At 59.1% G+C, this 15,868-nt stretch carries 16 protein-coding genes; 6 read left to right on the top strand and 10 right to left on the bottom strand.

The features are described 5' to 3' along the window. Nucleotides 1–231 precede the first annotated feature (231 nt). From ACIOVB_RS05100 to ACIOVB_RS05090, 3 genes are all read left to right on the top strand, one after another. Nucleotides 232–681: a hypothetical protein gene (locus ACIOVB_RS05100; RefSeq protein WP_401265535.1), complete on the top strand. Its 450-nt coding sequence runs from the start codon at nucleotides 232–234 to the stop codon at nucleotides 679–681. 8 nt (nucleotides 682–689) lie between these two features. Next, entirely contained in the window at nucleotides 690–887 is a 198-nt protein-coding gene (locus tag ACIOVB_RS05095) for a hypothetical protein (protein WP_401265437.1), read from the top strand. A 127-nt stretch (nucleotides 888–1,014) separates the two neighbouring features. Further along, the gene (locus tag ACIOVB_RS05090; RefSeq protein WP_401265436.1) at nucleotides 1,015–2,031 is read left to right on the top strand and encodes an ABC transporter substrate-binding protein; all 1,017 of its coding nucleotides are present in this window, start codon (nucleotides 1,015–1,017) and stop codon (nucleotides 2,029–2,031) included. A 115-nt stretch (nucleotides 2,032–2,146) separates the two neighbouring features. Here the strand turns inward: ACIOVB_RS05090 and ACIOVB_RS05085 are convergent, their stop codons facing one another. Both ACIOVB_RS05085 and ACIOVB_RS05080 read right to left on the bottom strand, forming a co-directional pair. Next, nucleotides 2,147–4,279 (bottom strand): TonB-dependent receptor, encoded by a 2,133-nt coding sequence (locus ACIOVB_RS05085; RefSeq protein ID WP_401265434.1) that lies wholly within the window; start codon nucleotides 4,277–4,279, stop codon nucleotides 2,147–2,149. A gap of 92 nt (nucleotides 4,280–4,371) precedes the next feature. Then, a complete protein-coding gene (locus ACIOVB_RS05080; protein ID WP_187680716.1) occupies nucleotides 4,372–4,758 on the bottom strand; it encodes a DUF2946 domain-containing protein in 387 nt (128 codons plus the stop codon). A gap of 93 nt (nucleotides 4,759–4,851) precedes the next feature. Here ACIOVB_RS05080 and ACIOVB_RS05075 point away from each other — a divergent pair, with 93 nt between their 5' ends. Next, entirely contained in the window at nucleotides 4,852–5,292 is a 441-nt protein-coding gene (locus tag ACIOVB_RS05075; RefSeq protein WP_401265432.1) for a DUF3995 domain-containing protein, read from the top strand. Nucleotides 5,293–5,340: 48 nt separating this feature from the next. On the opposite strand, the gene ACIOVB_RS05070 is transcribed toward ACIOVB_RS05075, so the two are convergent. The 7 genes from ACIOVB_RS05070 to ACIOVB_RS05040 all read right to left on the bottom strand — a co-directional run bounded on the left by ACIOVB_RS05070 (nucleotide 5,341) and on the right by ACIOVB_RS05040 (nucleotide 12,552). Continuing rightward, the gene (locus ACIOVB_RS05070; protein ID WP_187680714.1) at nucleotides 5,341–5,703 is read right to left on the bottom strand and encodes a Na+/H+ antiporter subunit G; all 363 of its coding nucleotides are present in this window, start codon (nucleotides 5,701–5,703) and stop codon (nucleotides 5,341–5,343) included. After that, nucleotides 5,700–5,978, bottom strand: coding sequence for a K+/H+ antiporter subunit F (locus tag ACIOVB_RS05065; RefSeq protein WP_007910754.1), 279 nt, complete (start codon nucleotides 5,976–5,978; stop codon nucleotides 5,700–5,702). The genes ACIOVB_RS05070 and ACIOVB_RS05065 overlap by 4 nt, the downstream gene beginning before the upstream one ends. Continuing rightward, nucleotides 5,975–6,463: a Na+/H+ antiporter subunit E gene (locus ACIOVB_RS05060; RefSeq protein ID WP_187680713.1), complete on the bottom strand. Its 489-nt coding sequence runs from the start codon at nucleotides 6,461–6,463 to the stop codon at nucleotides 5,975–5,977. The genes ACIOVB_RS05065 and ACIOVB_RS05060 overlap by 4 nt, the downstream gene beginning before the upstream one ends. Beyond that, nucleotides 6,460–8,139, bottom strand: a complete 1,680-nt coding sequence (locus tag ACIOVB_RS05055) for a monovalent cation/H+ antiporter subunit D (RefSeq protein WP_401265430.1) — start codon at nucleotides 8,137–8,139, stop codon at nucleotides 6,460–6,462. The genes ACIOVB_RS05060 and ACIOVB_RS05055 overlap by 4 nt, the downstream gene beginning before the upstream one ends. Next, on the bottom strand, nucleotides 8,136–8,480 hold the full coding sequence (locus ACIOVB_RS05050) for a Na+/H+ antiporter subunit C (RefSeq protein ID WP_007910763.1): 345 nt from the start codon (nucleotides 8,478–8,480) through the stop codon (nucleotides 8,136–8,138). The genes ACIOVB_RS05055 and ACIOVB_RS05050 overlap by 4 nt, the downstream gene beginning before the upstream one ends. Beyond that, nucleotides 8,480–11,398, bottom strand: coding sequence for a monovalent cation/H+ antiporter subunit A (locus tag ACIOVB_RS05045; RefSeq protein WP_401265427.1), 2,919 nt, complete (start codon nucleotides 11,396–11,398; stop codon nucleotides 8,480–8,482). The genes ACIOVB_RS05050 and ACIOVB_RS05045 overlap by 1 nt, the downstream gene beginning before the upstream one ends. A gap of 215 nt (nucleotides 11,399–11,613) precedes the next feature. Further along, complete coding sequence (locus tag ACIOVB_RS05040; RefSeq protein WP_401265425.1) at nucleotides 11,614–12,552, bottom strand: DMT family transporter; 939 nt, start codon at nucleotides 12,550–12,552, stop codon at nucleotides 11,614–11,616. An 85-nt stretch (nucleotides 12,553–12,637) separates the two neighbouring features. Here ACIOVB_RS05040 and ACIOVB_RS05035 point away from each other — a divergent pair, with 85 nt between their 5' ends. Both ACIOVB_RS05035 and ACIOVB_RS05030 read left to right on the top strand, forming a co-directional pair. Beyond that, the gene (locus ACIOVB_RS05035) at nucleotides 12,638–13,201 is read left to right on the top strand and encodes a helix-turn-helix domain-containing protein (protein WP_401265423.1); all 564 of its coding nucleotides are present in this window, start codon (nucleotides 12,638–12,640) and stop codon (nucleotides 13,199–13,201) included. Then, a complete protein-coding gene (locus ACIOVB_RS05030) occupies nucleotides 13,202–14,605 on the top strand; it encodes an FAD/NAD(P)-binding protein (protein ID WP_401265420.1) in 1,404 nt (467 codons plus the stop codon). A 264-nt stretch (nucleotides 14,606–14,869) separates the two neighbouring features. Here ACIOVB_RS05030 and ACIOVB_RS05025 read toward each other — a convergent pair whose 3' ends face one another. Further along, nucleotides 14,870–15,805: a polyprenyl synthetase family protein gene (locus ACIOVB_RS05025; RefSeq protein ID WP_401265418.1), complete on the bottom strand. Its 936-nt coding sequence runs from the start codon at nucleotides 15,803–15,805 to the stop codon at nucleotides 14,870–14,872. Between the last annotated feature and the right edge of the window lie 63 nt (nucleotides 15,806–15,868).

Here is a 15,868-nt window from a genome sequence, read left to right as displayed (position 1 = left end):
GGTCGCCGGTAAGGATTATTCCTTCGAGCTTTGGCGACATTGGAGTGAGTTTCGCGAGTGACAATCCAGTAGTCTTACGAACCTCGCGTTGAATGAGCAGTCTGCTCAGTTCGGGCTTTTTTTTGAGTCATTTGGCAGTTCCATCGGCCTGGCCGTTTTTTGTCGTGCGCGTTTTCCGTGTGCGGTTTATTCAGATGTGGGGATGTTTCTTTGGCAGTCAGTAATCTCGATATGCATGCTTTGTTCGTGTTGGGTGATTTGCGTGCAAAGCTGGTCAAGCTGTTCCAATCACGTTTTGTTTACATCACCGAGCAAAACGCTGAAGGCATCTACGTTGCCGAAATCGACACTGAGAGCGCTTTGGTGGTCGATGACAAACCGGGCCTGAAGCTCAAGGTTGGCGATCATTTCAGTGCGTCGGTGTTGCCCAGCCGTGAAGGCGGCAAGATGGATATCCGTTTTCGCGAAATCAAACTGACGGTCTATGGCATCGGCGATTACGCCTTCGTCGAGACGGCGGATGGCCACGCGATCCTGTTCAAGGAAGGTCATAGCTTGGTGACCGTGTTCGCCGCCCATGCGCAGTTGCAGGAAGGTCTGACCAAGACCCTGAAAGCCGTCACCGCCAAAGCCGCGAAATGGCGCAAGGGTGAACTGGTGACTTTCAAGGCCAGCGAGTGATCGGTGGTTTGAGCCGCGCCGATTTCCATTCGCAAAACCTTGACAGTGCGCGCGATGAGGCCCGGCGGTTGTTCGCCGCGAAGGCCGAGTTGCAAGGCGCCTGGCTCGGTTGGGTGGCCGCGCAGATCTACACGTTGCGCCCGGCGGAATACGCCAGCATGGTCAGACGCGAGCTGCAAAGCATGCAGGAAAAGTCTGAAACCTGACCTCGTCCAGGGTCTGGCCCTGAAAAAGCAGGAACCTCGGCTACAGTCAGTTGACTGAGTATGCAGAGGCTTGCGGTCTTCTCTCAGGCCATCCTGCCATTGCTGTGAACAGCACGAGGTGCAATGCATGAACGGATTTCGACGGTTATTGGCCGCCAGCGTGGCCACATTCGGTTTGCTGACTTCAGTGCCATCGGTCATGGCGGCACAAGCGCCGATCCATTTTGCCGACCTGAACTGGGAAAGCGGCAGCCTGATCACCGATGTCCTGCGGATCATCGTCGAGAAGGGCTACGGATTGCCGACCGACACCTTGCCTGGCACCACCATCACCCTGGAAACCGCGCTGGCCAACAATGACATTCAGGTCATCGGCGAAGAATGGGCCGGGCGCAGTCCGGTGTGGGTCAAGGCCGAGGCCGAAGGCAAGGTCGTGAGCCTGGGCGATACGGTCAAGGGCGCTACCGAAGGTTGGTGGGTGCCGGAATACGTGATCAAGGGCGACCCGGCCAAGGGCATCAAGCCGCTCGCACCGGACCTGCGCAGTGTCAGTGATTTGAAGAAATACAAAGACGTGTTCAAGGACCCGGAGAACCCGAGCAAGGGGCGTTTTCTCAACAGCCCGATCGGCTGGACGTCGGAAGTGGTCAATAAGCAGAAGCTGACCGCGTATGGATTGCAGGACGACTACACCAATTTTCGCAGTGGTTCCGGTGCAGCGCTGGACGCCGAGATCAGTTCTTCGATTCGACGGGGCAAACCGGTGCTGTTCTATTACTGGTCGCCAACACCGTTGCTGGGCAAATTCAAACTGGTGCAACTGGAAGAACCGCCGTTTGACGCCGAGGCGTGGAAGACGCTGACCGACGCCGATAATCCCAATCCGAAACCGACCCGCTCGCTGGCCTCGAAGCTGTCGATTGGTGTGTCGACGCCGTTTCAGAAGCAGTATCCGCAGATTGCCGAGTTCTTCAGCAAGGTTGATTTTCCGATCGGGCCGTTGAACAAGGCGTTGGCTGAGATGAGTGAGAAACACACCGCGCCCCGTGATGCGGCAGTGGCATTCATGAAGGCGCATCCGGATGTGTGGCAGGCGTGGTTGCCGAAGGATGTGGCGGACAAGGTTTCGGCTGATTTGAAATAGAGAGCCGCGGCCACAGGCCTCATCGCGGGCAAGCCCGCTCCCACAGGTTTATCGTCGGATGCAAAATATGTGTACGACACAAAACACTGTGGGAGCGGGCTTGCCCGCGATGCTTTTAGAATCGAGTTTGCACTGCTAGCTCAAAGGTTCGCGGCGTACCCAAATAGTACGCCGGCGAAACATGCGCAAACTCGGCATACACCTCATTGGTCAAATTGCGCACTCGCCCGGTAACGGTGGTGTGCGAATCAACCTTGTAACTGAGGAAACTGCCGAACAGCGTGTACGACGGCACGGTCATGGTGTTGGCGTTATCGGCAAACACCGACGCCACGTAACGCGCATCGACCCCGCCTTGCCACTGCGGCGAGAAATCATAGGTCAGCCACAGATTGCCGACCCGATCCGGAACGTTGGTCGGTGTGTTGCCTTTGCGCGACACGACCACGCCAGCCGCATTCTTCTCAGTGAAGTCATCGTACTGCGCGTCGACCCAGGCGAAGTTACCCTCGGCCAGCAGTTTGTCGGTGATCCGCAACGAGCTGGCAATCTCGATCCCTTTAGACGTCTGCTGACCGACCGGGATGCTGCTGGTCGGGTCAAGTGGGTCGGTGACGGCAAAGTCCTTTCGTTCAATCGTGTAAGCCGCCAACGTCGCCGAGCCGCGCCCGTTCAGATAATCGAACTTGCTGCCGATTTCCCATTGCTTGCCGGTCGAGACGTCGAAGTCTTGCGTGCCGTTGGGCTGCTCGGCGGCGGTGCTGTATTGCACGTAGACGTTAGCCGATGGGATGAACTGATAGGTCAGACCCGCGCGACCGGTGATTGGCTCCCAACTGCGCTTGAGGTGCTTGGGGTTGGTGGCGGTTACGGTGCGGTGGTTGGTCACGTCGAGATCGATGTCGTCATAACGCAGGCCGGTGAGCAGTGACAGTTTGTCGGTGAGCGCCAGCCGGTTTTCCACGAACAGCGCTTTGGTGGTGACTTCGTTGGTCTTGTCGCTGATCAGCTTGGGATTGGTGCCGGGAATGTCATAGAAATGCCCCGGCCGGTAGTTGTTCGGGTCAACCGTGCTCACGTCTTTGATGTTGAGCGGCGAGTTGGTGGTTTGATTGACTTTGTACTCGAAGCCGCCTGACCACGTTGTATCCAGACCCAGCAGCGTGTTGTCGTGGCGCAGTTCGAACTGGTTGCCGTTCTGCTCGCCCTGATGCCGTACCTGATACGCCGTCGAGCGATTCACCGCCGTGTTGTCGGCGTTGTACTGGTAGGTTTCCAGGTTGCGGTAATCGCGCTGGCTGTCGAGGTGATACAGGGTATTGCGCAGGGTGGTGTTGTCGTTGATCCGGTAGTCGATGATCGAGCGCACCCAGATCGTCCGCTGTTCATATCGACCGTCTTCGACGTTGTAGTTGTTGAAGCGATTGTGTTTATCGATCTTCAACTCGCCGGCCTTCGGGTTGAGCACCGGGGTGCCCCAATACGGACTGTCTTCGTGTTCGTCCTGATATTCCAGCGCCAGGGTGTGCGACAGGTTCGGCGTGAGGTCGCTGAGCAATGAGAACGCCACGCTCCAGGCATCGCGTTCCTGACGGTCGATGTAGCCGTTACTGGTGTTGTGGCTGACGTCGAGACGTGCGTAGTGCTGCATCTCGCTGCTCGGGTCGGTCAGGGCATGGTTGAGGCCGAACGCGGTTTCGGTGGTGTCGTAAGTGCCGTAGCTGACCCTGCCTTCAACAGCCTGTTCGTCGCGGGTTGCCAGTTTGGTCACGTAGTTCAACGAACCACCCACGGAGCCTGCGCCGTTGATCAGCGATGACGGGCCACCGACCAGTTCCACTCGATCGTAAATCCACGCATCTACCGGGCGGGCGAGTCCGCCGGACACATTGATGCCGTTGAACATCTGGGTGATCTGGCTGCTGGTGAAGCCGCGATAGGAGACGAAGCCGCCGAAGCCTGGCGGTGCGCTGGCATTGACGCCGGGCAGGGTGTTGGCGGCGTCCTGGAAGTTCTGTGCGCCGTGGCGTTCGATGTCGTTGCGATTGGCGATGGCCACCGAGGCGGGCGTATCGCGCACGCTCAAGCCAAGGCGCGAGGCCATGCCGCTGGATTGGTCGATGTTTAGGCCCGGTTCGGTGCCGGACTCGCCGTCGATGGTGATCGGCGCCAGATCCAAGGTGGATTGCGCCCAGACGTTAACGGACAGGCAGCCGCACAGGCTCGCCAGCAGAGTGAGTTGTTTCATTGTTGAATCCTGAATGCATGTCTGGGAGTCAGCGCACAGGCGAACGCCGCGCGTTGGCGCAGTGGGCTGACAAATCAAAAAGGCAAGAACACTCAGGCGAGCGGTGGGGCGCGAGGGTTGGCCGAGGGCCAAGTGGAGCGGGCTGGGAGGTCGGCGCTGACGATCGGCGCCAGTGGCGGACTGTGTTGTTCCGGCAGGATCGCCAGGGTCAGGCTGGAATTGAACGCCGGGCCCATGCCGCCTGTTGAGCAAAGTGGGCAACCGAAGGCTTTGGACAGGGTTGGCAGTTTTTCTTCGGACGGGTTGGCGGCGAGCGGCGCTTGCGTCGCCGGGTCCACGGTACAGAACTGGCCGCCGATACCGTTGAGCTGCATGCCGACCATTTGCCCGTGTCCGATGCTGCAGACGAACACGTTGAACAGGACGCAGCAATAGAGCATCCAGGCCAGCAGTGAGCGATCGGAACGGGAGAATTTCATGGGGCGGCACTTTACCGTACCGCTGATCGGTCGTGCACTTGAAAAAAATGCGACTAGGATGATTTGTTCAAATCCCTTTCAAGGATTTCAACCATGACCTTTGTGTTGGCTCAATGGCTGGTGACAACGTTCGCGGTAATCGCCCTGGTACATGTGTATTGGGCGCTGGGTGGGCAATGGGCGGCGGTGGCGGCGGTGCCGCAAGTACCGGTGGAAGGTTTTGTGAAAACGGTGCGACCGGCGTTCAAACCGTCGGGGTGGATTACTTTGGTGGTGGCGGCTGCGTTATTGGCGATTGCCGCTTTGGTGTGTCTGCGGGTCGGGTGGGGAATGCCAGCGGTGCATCACAAGGCGCTGCAATGGGTGATCAGTGCGATTGCGCTGTTGATGTTTGCCCGGGCGATTGGTGATTCGAATCTGGTGGGGTTCTTCAAGGAAGTGAAGGATTCACGATTTGCGCGGCTGGATACGTGGGTGTATTCGCCGTTGTGTCTGGCGTTGGGAGCGGGGTTGTTGGCGGTGGCTTGGATCTGAAAAGCAGTATCAAAAGATCGCAGCCGCAGGCTGCGATCTTTTAAAGGGTTAGCTACCGCTCTCAGTCCGCCGACTGCTGACCTCGGCCGGCACATCATCCCCAGCCATGCGCTTGCGGAACAACGCCGCCCGCGCCAGCAGCAAAGTGGTCACCGGCACCGTGATCGCCAACAGAATCGGAATCAGCCATGCATGTATCACCGGCCCGGACTTCAGCGCCGAGAAGCAGATGATCGAAGCCAGCGCCACGCACCACGCTCCCAGCGTCGAGGCCAGTGCCGGCGGATGCATGCGCTGGAAGTAGTCCTTCATTCGCAACAAACCGGTCGCGCCGATCAGCGCAAAAATGCCGCTGAGTACCAGCAGGATCGCCACCGGAATCTCAACCCACAGAGACAATTCAGCGTTCATTCGATCACCTCGCCACGCAGCAGGAATTTCGCCAGGGCAAACGAGCCGACGAAGCCGAACAGCGCGATCAGCAGCGCCGCCTCGAAGTAGGTGTCACTTGAATAACGAATGCCCAGCGTCAGCATCATCAACATGGCGACGATGTAGAGGTAATCCAGCGCCAGAACCCGATCCTGAGCCGAGGGTCCTTTGAATAGCCGAACCAGCGTCAGCACCATCGCCAGCGAGAACAGAAACAGCGTCAGCAGAATCGCGTTCGACAGTAATGGGCTCATTCGAAAATCTCCATCAGCGGTCGCTCGTAAGCGGTCTTGAAGTGCTCAATGAACTGCGCTTCGTCATCCAGATCCCAAACGTGCAGCAACAAAATGCTGCGATCCAGTGCCAGTTCCGACCACACCGTGCCGGGCACCACCGTGCAGATCATTGCCAGCGTCGCCAGACCGTGAGCATCGCGCAGGTCGAGCGGCACTTTGACGAAGCACGAACGAGGTGGACGGCGGCCGGCATTGAGCACACCCCAGGCGACGATCAGATTGGACATCACCACGTCACGACCGACGAGGAGGAACAGGCGCAGCATCGTCCCCGGGCGGCGGATGCGCACTTGTTTCGGGCGTAACTTGCGCATCATCAGCGGTGCAGCAAAACCCAATATTGCACCGAGCAGCAGATTGCCCGGGCTGATCGACAGGTTCAGCGTCAACCACAGTGCCCATAGCGCCAACGACAGTAACGGTGCAGGAAATACACGCTTCATGGCTGTACCTCCAGTTGGGCTGTCTTGGCTTCCGGACTCGGTACGGCGCGGGTGCCGAGCACCGCCATCACGTATTGCTGCGGGTTGTTCAGAGCATCGGCGGTGGCCTGGGTATAGCGCAGCAGCGGTTCGGCCTTGAAGGTCAGGGCGATGCTCAATCCCAGCAGCAGGAAGATCGGTGCGCATTCGAGTTTGCGCAGCAACGGCGATGGGCGCTCCTCCGGTGTCCAGAAGCGTTGGATACCGAGGCGCGAGAACGCCATCAACGAGGCCAGTCCGGACAGGATCAGCAGTGCCAGCAGCGCCCACGCCGCGTTGGAAATTGGCGCGTCGGTACCGAGGCCCAGTGGATTGAGCAACGCACCGATCAGGCTGAGTTTGCCGATGAAGCCGGACAGCGGCGGCATGCCGATGATCAGCAGGGCGCAAGCGATGAAGCTCAAGCCAAGAAATGCCATCGTCCACGGAATGACCTGACCGACCACGGCTTTCTGCTCGTCGTCGAGGTTGATGCCTTTGGGCGGTTGCAGTGATTCCTGCGGACGAGGCAGCAATTCGCTTTCGTCTTCCAGCGGGATCTCATTGGCCGAGCGCGAACGTTCGATCAACTCGGAAAGAAGAAACAGCGCACTCAATGCCAGTGTCGAGCTGACCAGATAGAACAGCGCGGCGCCAATCAGGTTCGGCTGGGCGAAACCAACGGCCGACAGCAGAATCCCCGCCGACACCAGAATGCTCAGGCTGGCCATGCGTTCCAGGCGTTGGGCGGCAATAATCGCCAGTGCCGCGCAGGCCATGGTCGCCATGCCGCCGTAGATCAGCCAGTCAGCACCAAAGAACGCCGAAGCCCCTGCTTGCCCGGAAAACAGCAGCGTCCACAGGCGCAGCAGGGTGTAGACGCCGACCTTGGTCATGATCGCGAACATTGCCGCCACTGGGGCGCTGGCCGAGGAGTAGGCCGGTACCAGCCAGAAGTTCAGCGGCCACATGCCGGCCTTGGCCAGGAACGCTACCGCGAGAATTCCTGCGCCCGCGTGCAGCAAGCCTCGGTCGGCTTCCGGCACCAGCGGAATTTTCAGCGCCAGATCAGCCATGTTCAGGGTGCCGGTCACACCATAGATCAATGCCGCGCCGATCAGAAACAGCGACGAGGCGAGCAGATTGATCGAGATGTAATGCAGTCCCGACGACACCCGCGCCCGACCGGAGCCGTGCAGCAACAGGCCATAAGAAGCGGCGAGCAGCACTTCGAAGAACACGAACAGGTTGAACAGATCTGCGGTCAGGAACGCGCCATACAGACCCATCAACTGAATCTGGAACAACGCGTGGAAGCTCGATCCCGCGCCGTCCCAGCGCGCCATCGCAAAGAGCAGGGCACTGACGCCGATGATCCCGGTCAGCACCAGCATCAGTGCCGACAGGCGATCGACCACCAGCACGATGCCGAACGGCGCCTGCCAGTTGCCGGGCAGGTATACGCCGATGGAGCCGGGCACGCCGGTGGTCTGCGTCCATTGCAGCAGCATCACGGAAATGAACAGACCGACGAGGCTGGAGAACAGATTGATTTTCGCCTTCAGCGGCCGGTGCTTTTCACCGAGCATCAGCATGATGGCGGCGGTCAGCAGCGGCAGCAGAATCGGTGCGGCGATCAGGTGAGTCATCGCCATCATTCTTTAGGCTCCCGGCCGTCGACATGGTCAGTGCCGGTCAAGCCGCGCGAGGCGAGCAGAACGACGAGGAACAGCGCGGTCATGGCGAAGCTGATGACGATTGCAGTGAGTACCAGTGCCTGTGGCAGCGGGTCGGTGTAGTGCAGCAAGTCTTGCGTCACGCCGTCCTTGATCACCGGTTCCTTGCCGATGAACAGGCTGCCCATGCTGAAGATGAACAGGTTGACGCCGTAGGACAGCAGGCACAGGCCCATGACCACCTGGAATGTCCGTGGCCGCAGGATCAGCCAGACGCCGGATGCGGCGAGGACGCCGATGGCGATTGCGATGACTTCTTCCATCAGACGGCTCCTTTGCTGGCGACGGACTTGGGCAGCGCTGCAGTCTTGTGACCACGCACCGATTGGTGGGCGAGGGCGGTGAGGATCAACAGCGTCGAGCCCACGACCACCGCGTACACGCCGATATCAAAGAACAGCGCACTGGCGATATGGATGTCACCCAGCAGCGGCAGAGTGAAATGCCAGGTGTGGGTGGTGAGGAACGGGTAACCGACGGCCATCGCACCGAGACCGGTGGCGGTAGCGAACAGCAACCCGGTGCCCATCCAGCGCAGGGGCCGTAGACTCATTTGCGCCTCGACCCACTGCGTGCCGGCGACCATGTATTGCAGGATGAACGCCACCGACATCACCAAACCGGCGACAAAACCGCCGCCCGGCTGGTTGTGCCCGCGCATGAACAGATAGCACGACACCACCAGCGCAATCGGCAGCAGGAGGCGCACCAGTACCGCCGGCACCATCATGAAACCGAGCGCGGTGTCGCTGGCCGAGCGCGGGTTGACCAGATCGGTGACCACGTCCGGCGCCAGCAGGCGTTGCTGGGCTGGCAGTTGCAGGCTTTCTTTCGGCGGGCGGAAGCGGCGCAGCAGCGCGAATACCGTCAGCGCCACAGCGACCAGTACGGTGATTTCACCAAGGGTATCGAAGCCACGGAAGTCCACCAGCATCACGTTGACCACGTTGCTGCCACCGCCCTCGGGCATGGCGCGGCTGAGGTAGAACGAGGAGATATTGTTTGGCGTCTGCCGCGTCAGCATGGCGTAGGACAGCAGTGCCATGCCGCCACCGACCGCAATCGAAAGCAGCAAGTCGCGCAAACGACGAATGCGCGCCTTGCGCAGGCTGCTCGGCAATGGCGAGACTTCTTCGATCCGACGTGGCAACCAGCGCAGACCCAGCAGGATCAGCACGGTGGTCACCACTTCGACCGCCAGCTGCGTCAGCGCCAGATCCGGTGCAGAGAACCAGACGAACGTCACGCAAGTCATCAGCCCGCAGACACTGACCATGGTCAGAGCGGCGAGACGGTGATACTTGGCCTGCCACGCGGCACCGAGGGCGCAGGCAATTGCCAGCAGCCACAGAGTCACGAAAACAATGGAACCAGGAATCTTCGGCCGGTCGCCCCAACTCAGGCTGCTGTGCAGCATCGGAATCAGGCCGGCGAGCACGGCCGCCAACACCATAAGGAACAGCTGCATTTGCAGGCGTCGGGTGCCGAGTCGGCGTTCTACCCGACGGGCCATGCGCATCATCACTACCAGGCTGCGCTCGAACAGGCGTTTACCGTTGAAGCGGCCCACCAGTGGCGGATATTTGAAGCGGCCCTGTCTGAACTGATTGCGCAGCAACAGGTAGAGCACGATGCCGCCGGACATGGCGATCAGGCTCATGATCATGGGCGCGTTCAAACCATGCCAGATTGCCAGGCTGTATTCGGGAAGGGTGCCGCCGACTACCGGCAACGCCGCAGCGGCCAATAATGGGCCGACGATTTGTGCCGGGAAAATCCCCACCAACAGGCAGGTGAACACCAGCAATTCCACCGGCGCACGCATCCAGCGTGGCGGTTCGTGCGGGGTGTGCGGCAGGTCGGTGGCCGTTGGGCCGAAGAACACATCGACGGTGAAGCGCAGCGAATAAGCCACGCTGAACGTGCCGGCGATGGTCGCGACAATCGGCAGCGCGGCTTCAACCCACGCCGTGGCGTTGATGAACACGGTTTCGGCGAAGAACATTTCCTTCGACAGGAAGCCGTTGAGCAGCGGCACACCTGCCATCGAAGCACTGGCAACCATCGCCAGCGTCGCGGTGAACGGAATCAGTTTGATCAAACCGCTGAGCTTGCGGATGTCGCGGGTGCCGCTTTCGTGGTCGATGATGCCCGCGGCCATGAACAGCGAGGCTTTGAACGTAGCGTGGTTGAGGATATGGAACACCGCAGCGACGGCGGCCAATGGACTGTTCAGGCCCAGCAGCAGAGTGATCAGGCCGAGGTGGCTGATGGTCGAGTAGGCCAGCAATCCTTTCAGATCGTTCTGGAACATCGCGCAATAGGCGCCGAGTAACAGCGTACAGGCGCCTGCGCCGCTGACGATGTAGAACCATTCTTCACTGCCGGACAGCGGCGGCCACAGGCGCGCTAGCAGGAACACCCCGGCCTTGACCATGGTTGCCGAGTGCAGGTACGCGGAGACGGGCGTTGGCGCCGCCATCGCGTGGGGCAGCCAGAAGTGGAACGGGAACTGGGCGCTTTTGCTGAGTGCGCCGACAAGAATGAGGGGTAGCAGAATAGGGTAGAGGGCATGTGCGCGAATCTGATCGCCGGCGGCCAGGACCTTGTCCAGGTCATAGCTGCCGACGACATGGCCGAGGATCATGACCCCCGCCAGCAGGCATAGTCCGCCAGCACCAGTAACCATCAACGCCATATAGGCGCCGCGACGAGCGTCGGCGCGGTGGTGCCAGTAGCCGATCAGCAGGAAGGAGAAAAGGCTGGTGAGTTCCCAGAAAAACACGATCTGGATCAGGTTGCCGGAGATCACCAGACCCAGCATGGCGCCCATGAATGCCAGGAAAAACGCGAAGAAACGCGGCACCGGATCATCCGGCGACATGTAATAGCGGGCATATAAGGAAACGAGTGTGCCGATGCCCAATACCAGCATCGAGAACAGCCAGGCGAAGCCGTCCATGCGCAGGACGAAGTTCAAGCCGAGGCTGGGCAGCCACATGAATTCTTCGCGGATCACGCCGCCGTGGGCGATTTGCGGGTACAACATTGCCACCTGGACGGTGCCGATCAGAGCGACCAGACCAGCCAGCAGGGATTCGGTATTACGCGCGTTGTGTGGCAGCATCGCTGCCAGACAGCTGCCAATGAATGGCAGAAGCAGTAGAACTATCAGGGACATAGGCTTCTAATCTGCGGAAGTTTGTGAAGCATCATACGTGCCAGCTCCCTGATCACCAAACGCGAGGATGTCTCAGAATCCTACAAAGTAGTCTGGATATTTGTGTTTGGCCTTGTTTCAACGGCGAAAAAAGATCGCAGCCTTCGGCAGTTCCTACAGGAAAACGCATTCCAATACAGGAGCTGCCGAAGGCTGCGATCTTTTGATCTTTGCTTTCAATTGCCGTTGTCGTTCTCCAGTGCGCCCTCAGTTTCAACGGCAGCTTTACCCTTGGTCTTCAACTCACTGACAATCACCGCCGCCACAATCAAACCGGCCCCCACCAGCGCAATCGCCGGCAACCGCTCACCGGCGATCCGCCCGACTATCCCGGCCCACACCGGCTCACCGGCATAGATCAACGTCGCCCGGGTCGGCGAAACACTCTTCTGCGCCCAGTTCATCGCCACTTGAATCGCCGCACTCGCCGCGCCCAGGCCCAGCGCTGACGCCAGCAACAGCCAGGAGAAGTCCGGAATCGCTTCACTTGTCGGTACCACCATCAAGAATGACAACACCGAAGTCGTCGCCAGTTGCACCACGGTCACCCGGCGTACATCAACCTGGCCTGCGTAATTGCTGATCAGAATGATCTCGGCAGCTATGGCAATGGCGCTGATCAGCGTGGCAATCTCGCCCGGGCTGAAATTCAGTGAAGCGCCGGACGGTCCAGACAACAGCATCAACCCGGTAAACGCCAGCATGATCCCGATGCTCGGCATCAACCCCGGTCGGCGCCCCAGCACCAGCCATTGCAGCAACGGCACGAATGGAACATAAAGCGCGGTAATGAATGCCGATTGACTGCTCGGAATCGTTTGCAGTCCGACTGTCTGCAAGCCGTAACCGAGCATGATCGCCACGCCGATGAAGGCGCCGGCCTTGAGTTCGAACAGGGTCAGTTCGCGCAAATGGCGCCACGAGAACAAGGTGACGATGGCTGCCGCCGCTGCGAATCGCAGACCGACAAAAAACATCGGCCCACTGACGGTCATCGCGTGTTGCACCAGCAGAAAGGTGCCGCCCCAGACCATGGTGATCAGCACCAGGACGCACTCGGCTTTGCTGAAACGGGAGAAACGGAGGGAGGTGTCGGGGCGATTCACTGACGTCATAACCTTGCGCACTATAAAAGGCAGGACGCACAATGCGCCCAACGTTGCGCAGTATACTGCCCAACCCCACCGAGTGAGCAATATAGTGCCCAAAGATTCCAGCCAACGAACCTCCGTCCTGCAACACGTCAGCCAAAATGTCCGACGCCTGCGCCACGCGGCCGACATGAGCCAGACCGCGCTGGCGGAAAAATCCGGGGTGAGCCGGCGCATGCTGGTGGCGATCGAGGCGGGCGAAAAGAATGTCAGCCTGACCACCCTCGACCGTGTCGCCGAAGCGCTCGACGTCGCTTTCAGCGATCTGATTCAGGCGCCCGATGCTCGTGATCCGAGCCGGATCAACGAGGTGGCGTGGGCCGGCGTGATTCCCGGTAGCAAAGCGGTATTGCTGTCGAAGGCTACCGCGACCCGCGAAGTCGAACAGTGGGAATGGTGCCTGCAACCCGGTGAGGTCTATCCCTCGCAACCGGATGCCGACGGCTGGAGCGAGCAGATCTACGTGTTTGAAGGCTGCCTGACGTTAATGCTGGGCGATCAGCCGCAGCCCATCGGTGCAGGGGAGTTCTTCATGTTTGCCAGCAATCAGCCGCATGCCTATCGCAATGACGGGGATGTCGCGGCGCGGTTTGTCCGTAATGTGGTGATTTGAATGAGTCAGCGCGCAGATATCCTGATTATTGGTGGTGGCCTCAGCGGCACGATGCTGGCGGTGCAATTGCTGCGTCTGCCCGGTCAGCGCAAGATTCTGATCATTGAACCGCGAGCCGAACTGGGGCGGGGCGAGGCTTACAGCGCTGTCGAATTGGGCCATACGCTTAATGGCAACGCTGCGCGGATGAGCGTTGACCCGGATAACCCGAATGACCTTACGCAGTGGCTGACCGAGCATATTACCGCCGGTGGCTGGTCTGAGTCGGCTGAGCAAGATGTGCCTGTCAGTGAACTGTTCCCGCCTCGTGGGTTGTTTGGCATTTACGTGCAGCAGCGGTTGGCCGAGGCGAGCAGTGTCGGTGCGCAACAAGGCTCGACCGTCGAGCATATACGCGCAGAGGTCGTCGACCTGCAAACTGACGCCGATTCGGTGCAACTCACCCTCAGCAATGGCCAGCACTTGAGAGGTGCATACGCGGTACTTGCCACGGGCATGTTTCCCGCCGCGCGCACGCCGCAAAAACAATCCAGTGGCCTCAACGCTGCCGCCCTCGATCCTTGGGATGTCGCGGCCATGCGTCAACTCGATCCGCAATCCACCGTGCTGATCATCGGCTCCGGCCTGACCATGGTTGATGCCGTGGTCTCGCTGGAGCAGGCCGGGCATCGGGGGCCGATTGAAGTGTTTTCCCGTCATGGGCTGCTGCCCCATGTGCGGCGCCAACCACCTGTTTGGGTGGATTTCCTCGCTGAAGATCACAACATTCATTCGCCCCGGCAGTTGCTGCACGAATTGCGTCGACATTGCCGCGATGCCATCGCCCAAGGTATCGACTGGCAAGCACCGCTGGACACGGTTCGCGCGCATATAGGACGGTTGTGGAGTCAGGCGACTGACGTGCAGCGTCGCCAATTCGTACGTCATGTTCGACCCTGGTGGGAAAGCCATCACCATCGTTCGCCGCCGCTGAGTGCGCAGTTGGTTGAGCGTCTGCATGACGAGGGACGTTTGCGGATTCAGGCCGCTTCTTTCAAAGGGCTTGAGCCGTGCGCGGAGGGTGAGGTGAGTATTCGCATTCGTCGCCGTGGTGAAGCGGAAACCTGCGTAGTTCGTGGCGCGGCGTTGATTAATTCAAGCGGTATTGAGTACGACTGGCGGCGGGTCGCGCTACCGTTGCCGCAGCAGTTATTGACGCGTGGGCTGGTTAAACCGGGGCCGCTGGCGTTGGGAATTGCGGCTGCGATTGATGGCGCAGTGCTGAACCAACACGGACACGCGGCAGATCGGTTGTTCGCCATGGGCCCGCCGTTGCGCGGAATGTGGTGGGAGAGTACGGCGGTGACGGATGTGGCGTTACAGGCCAAGGCGTTGGCGGGGCGATTGGGTGCTGAGCAAGGCTGAGGATTAACGTTGCTGATCAGGGCCTCTTCGCGGGCAAGCCCGCTCCCACAGTGTCCGAGTCGTACATGTGGTGTGTGAACAACACTGAAACCTGTGGGAGCGGGCTTGCCCGCGAAGAGGCCGGTTCAGCCAATGACTATCGTGGTATCGCATCTAACAGCGTCCTGTTTCATCAACGGAGCCTAGTACCCTGGAAAGTGCTGGCTTTTGTATCAGAAGCCCAGCTTATCGGTAATGGCCGCACAGTTCTTGACTCATCGGGTGTCAGCGAATCAAGTTCTCGTAGAAGTTATCTTGCAAGTTTTGCTGGAAATGAATGCTTTGCAAGAAACCTTCAAGTTGGCGGAAGTCTCGATTATCTATGTTTTTTTGTAAATTATATAAGTGCTGTTCTATTTGTTCATAGCTGTCCTCCATTAGTTGGAGCGCCCGAGAGAATATGCCGGCATTTCCCCAGGCGATAATGATTTTCTTTTTTTGCAGTTTGCTTATTTGTTTTTTAATCAATGTCTCTTTTGCGAGAATCATCAGGAAGGACTTTGGGCCGCCTTCAAGGTCGGGGGCGAAACCTTTCTTTTTGAAATGAGGGATGTGATTGATGTCGCAGTAGTCGTTGATGAAGCGGTAGTAAACCGCTAGCTCCAATAACATTTTTTTCAACTCAAGATAGCAGTGCCCGGGTAGCGGATTAATGTGCTGGCAAGCTTCAAGGATGAAAAGGAAGAAACACCCGGTATTGGTTTCAGCGATAAATCGGTATTCGTCCAGTGTGGGTAACATCGCTCCTTCACTGATCTGTGTGTCGAGATACTGGCCAATGTGCAATGCCTCCAGACTTTCCAGCCCCGCCTTCACCAGTGCAATGTTTTGCGTGTGACACAGCTTCTGCAAGCCATCAATGTATCCATACATACCTGAGATAATCGCCGTGGCAACACCATACTGGACCCAGACCGACGGCGCTCCGCGACGAACCCGATCCTCGTCGACGATGTCGTCGTGTATCAGGGAGGCGGTATTGAAGCGCTCGACGCAGTGACAAATAGCCTGGGTCTGATCGCGGTCGATTCCATACAGCGCAGCCAGTGCATGAGTCAGGGAAGTCCTGACTTTCATGCCAGCATGTTGTTCCTGATAGTTGAAGGGCATTACCCAGCTATGTTTGGCGGCTTCGTATTGCTGTATGGACATCGGGCGCATAATGGTTTCCGTCTTCCGACCCGTCCATGGGGGCTGATGTATAAGTCGATGTCTTTTGCACCA

This window comes from Pseudomonas sp. NPDC087639, assembly GCF_044743385.1.
GTDB lineage: Bacteria > Pseudomonadota > Gammaproteobacteria > Pseudomonadales > Pseudomonadaceae > Aquipseudomonas.
This window is presented reverse-complemented; position numbering and strand designations above follow the sequence as displayed.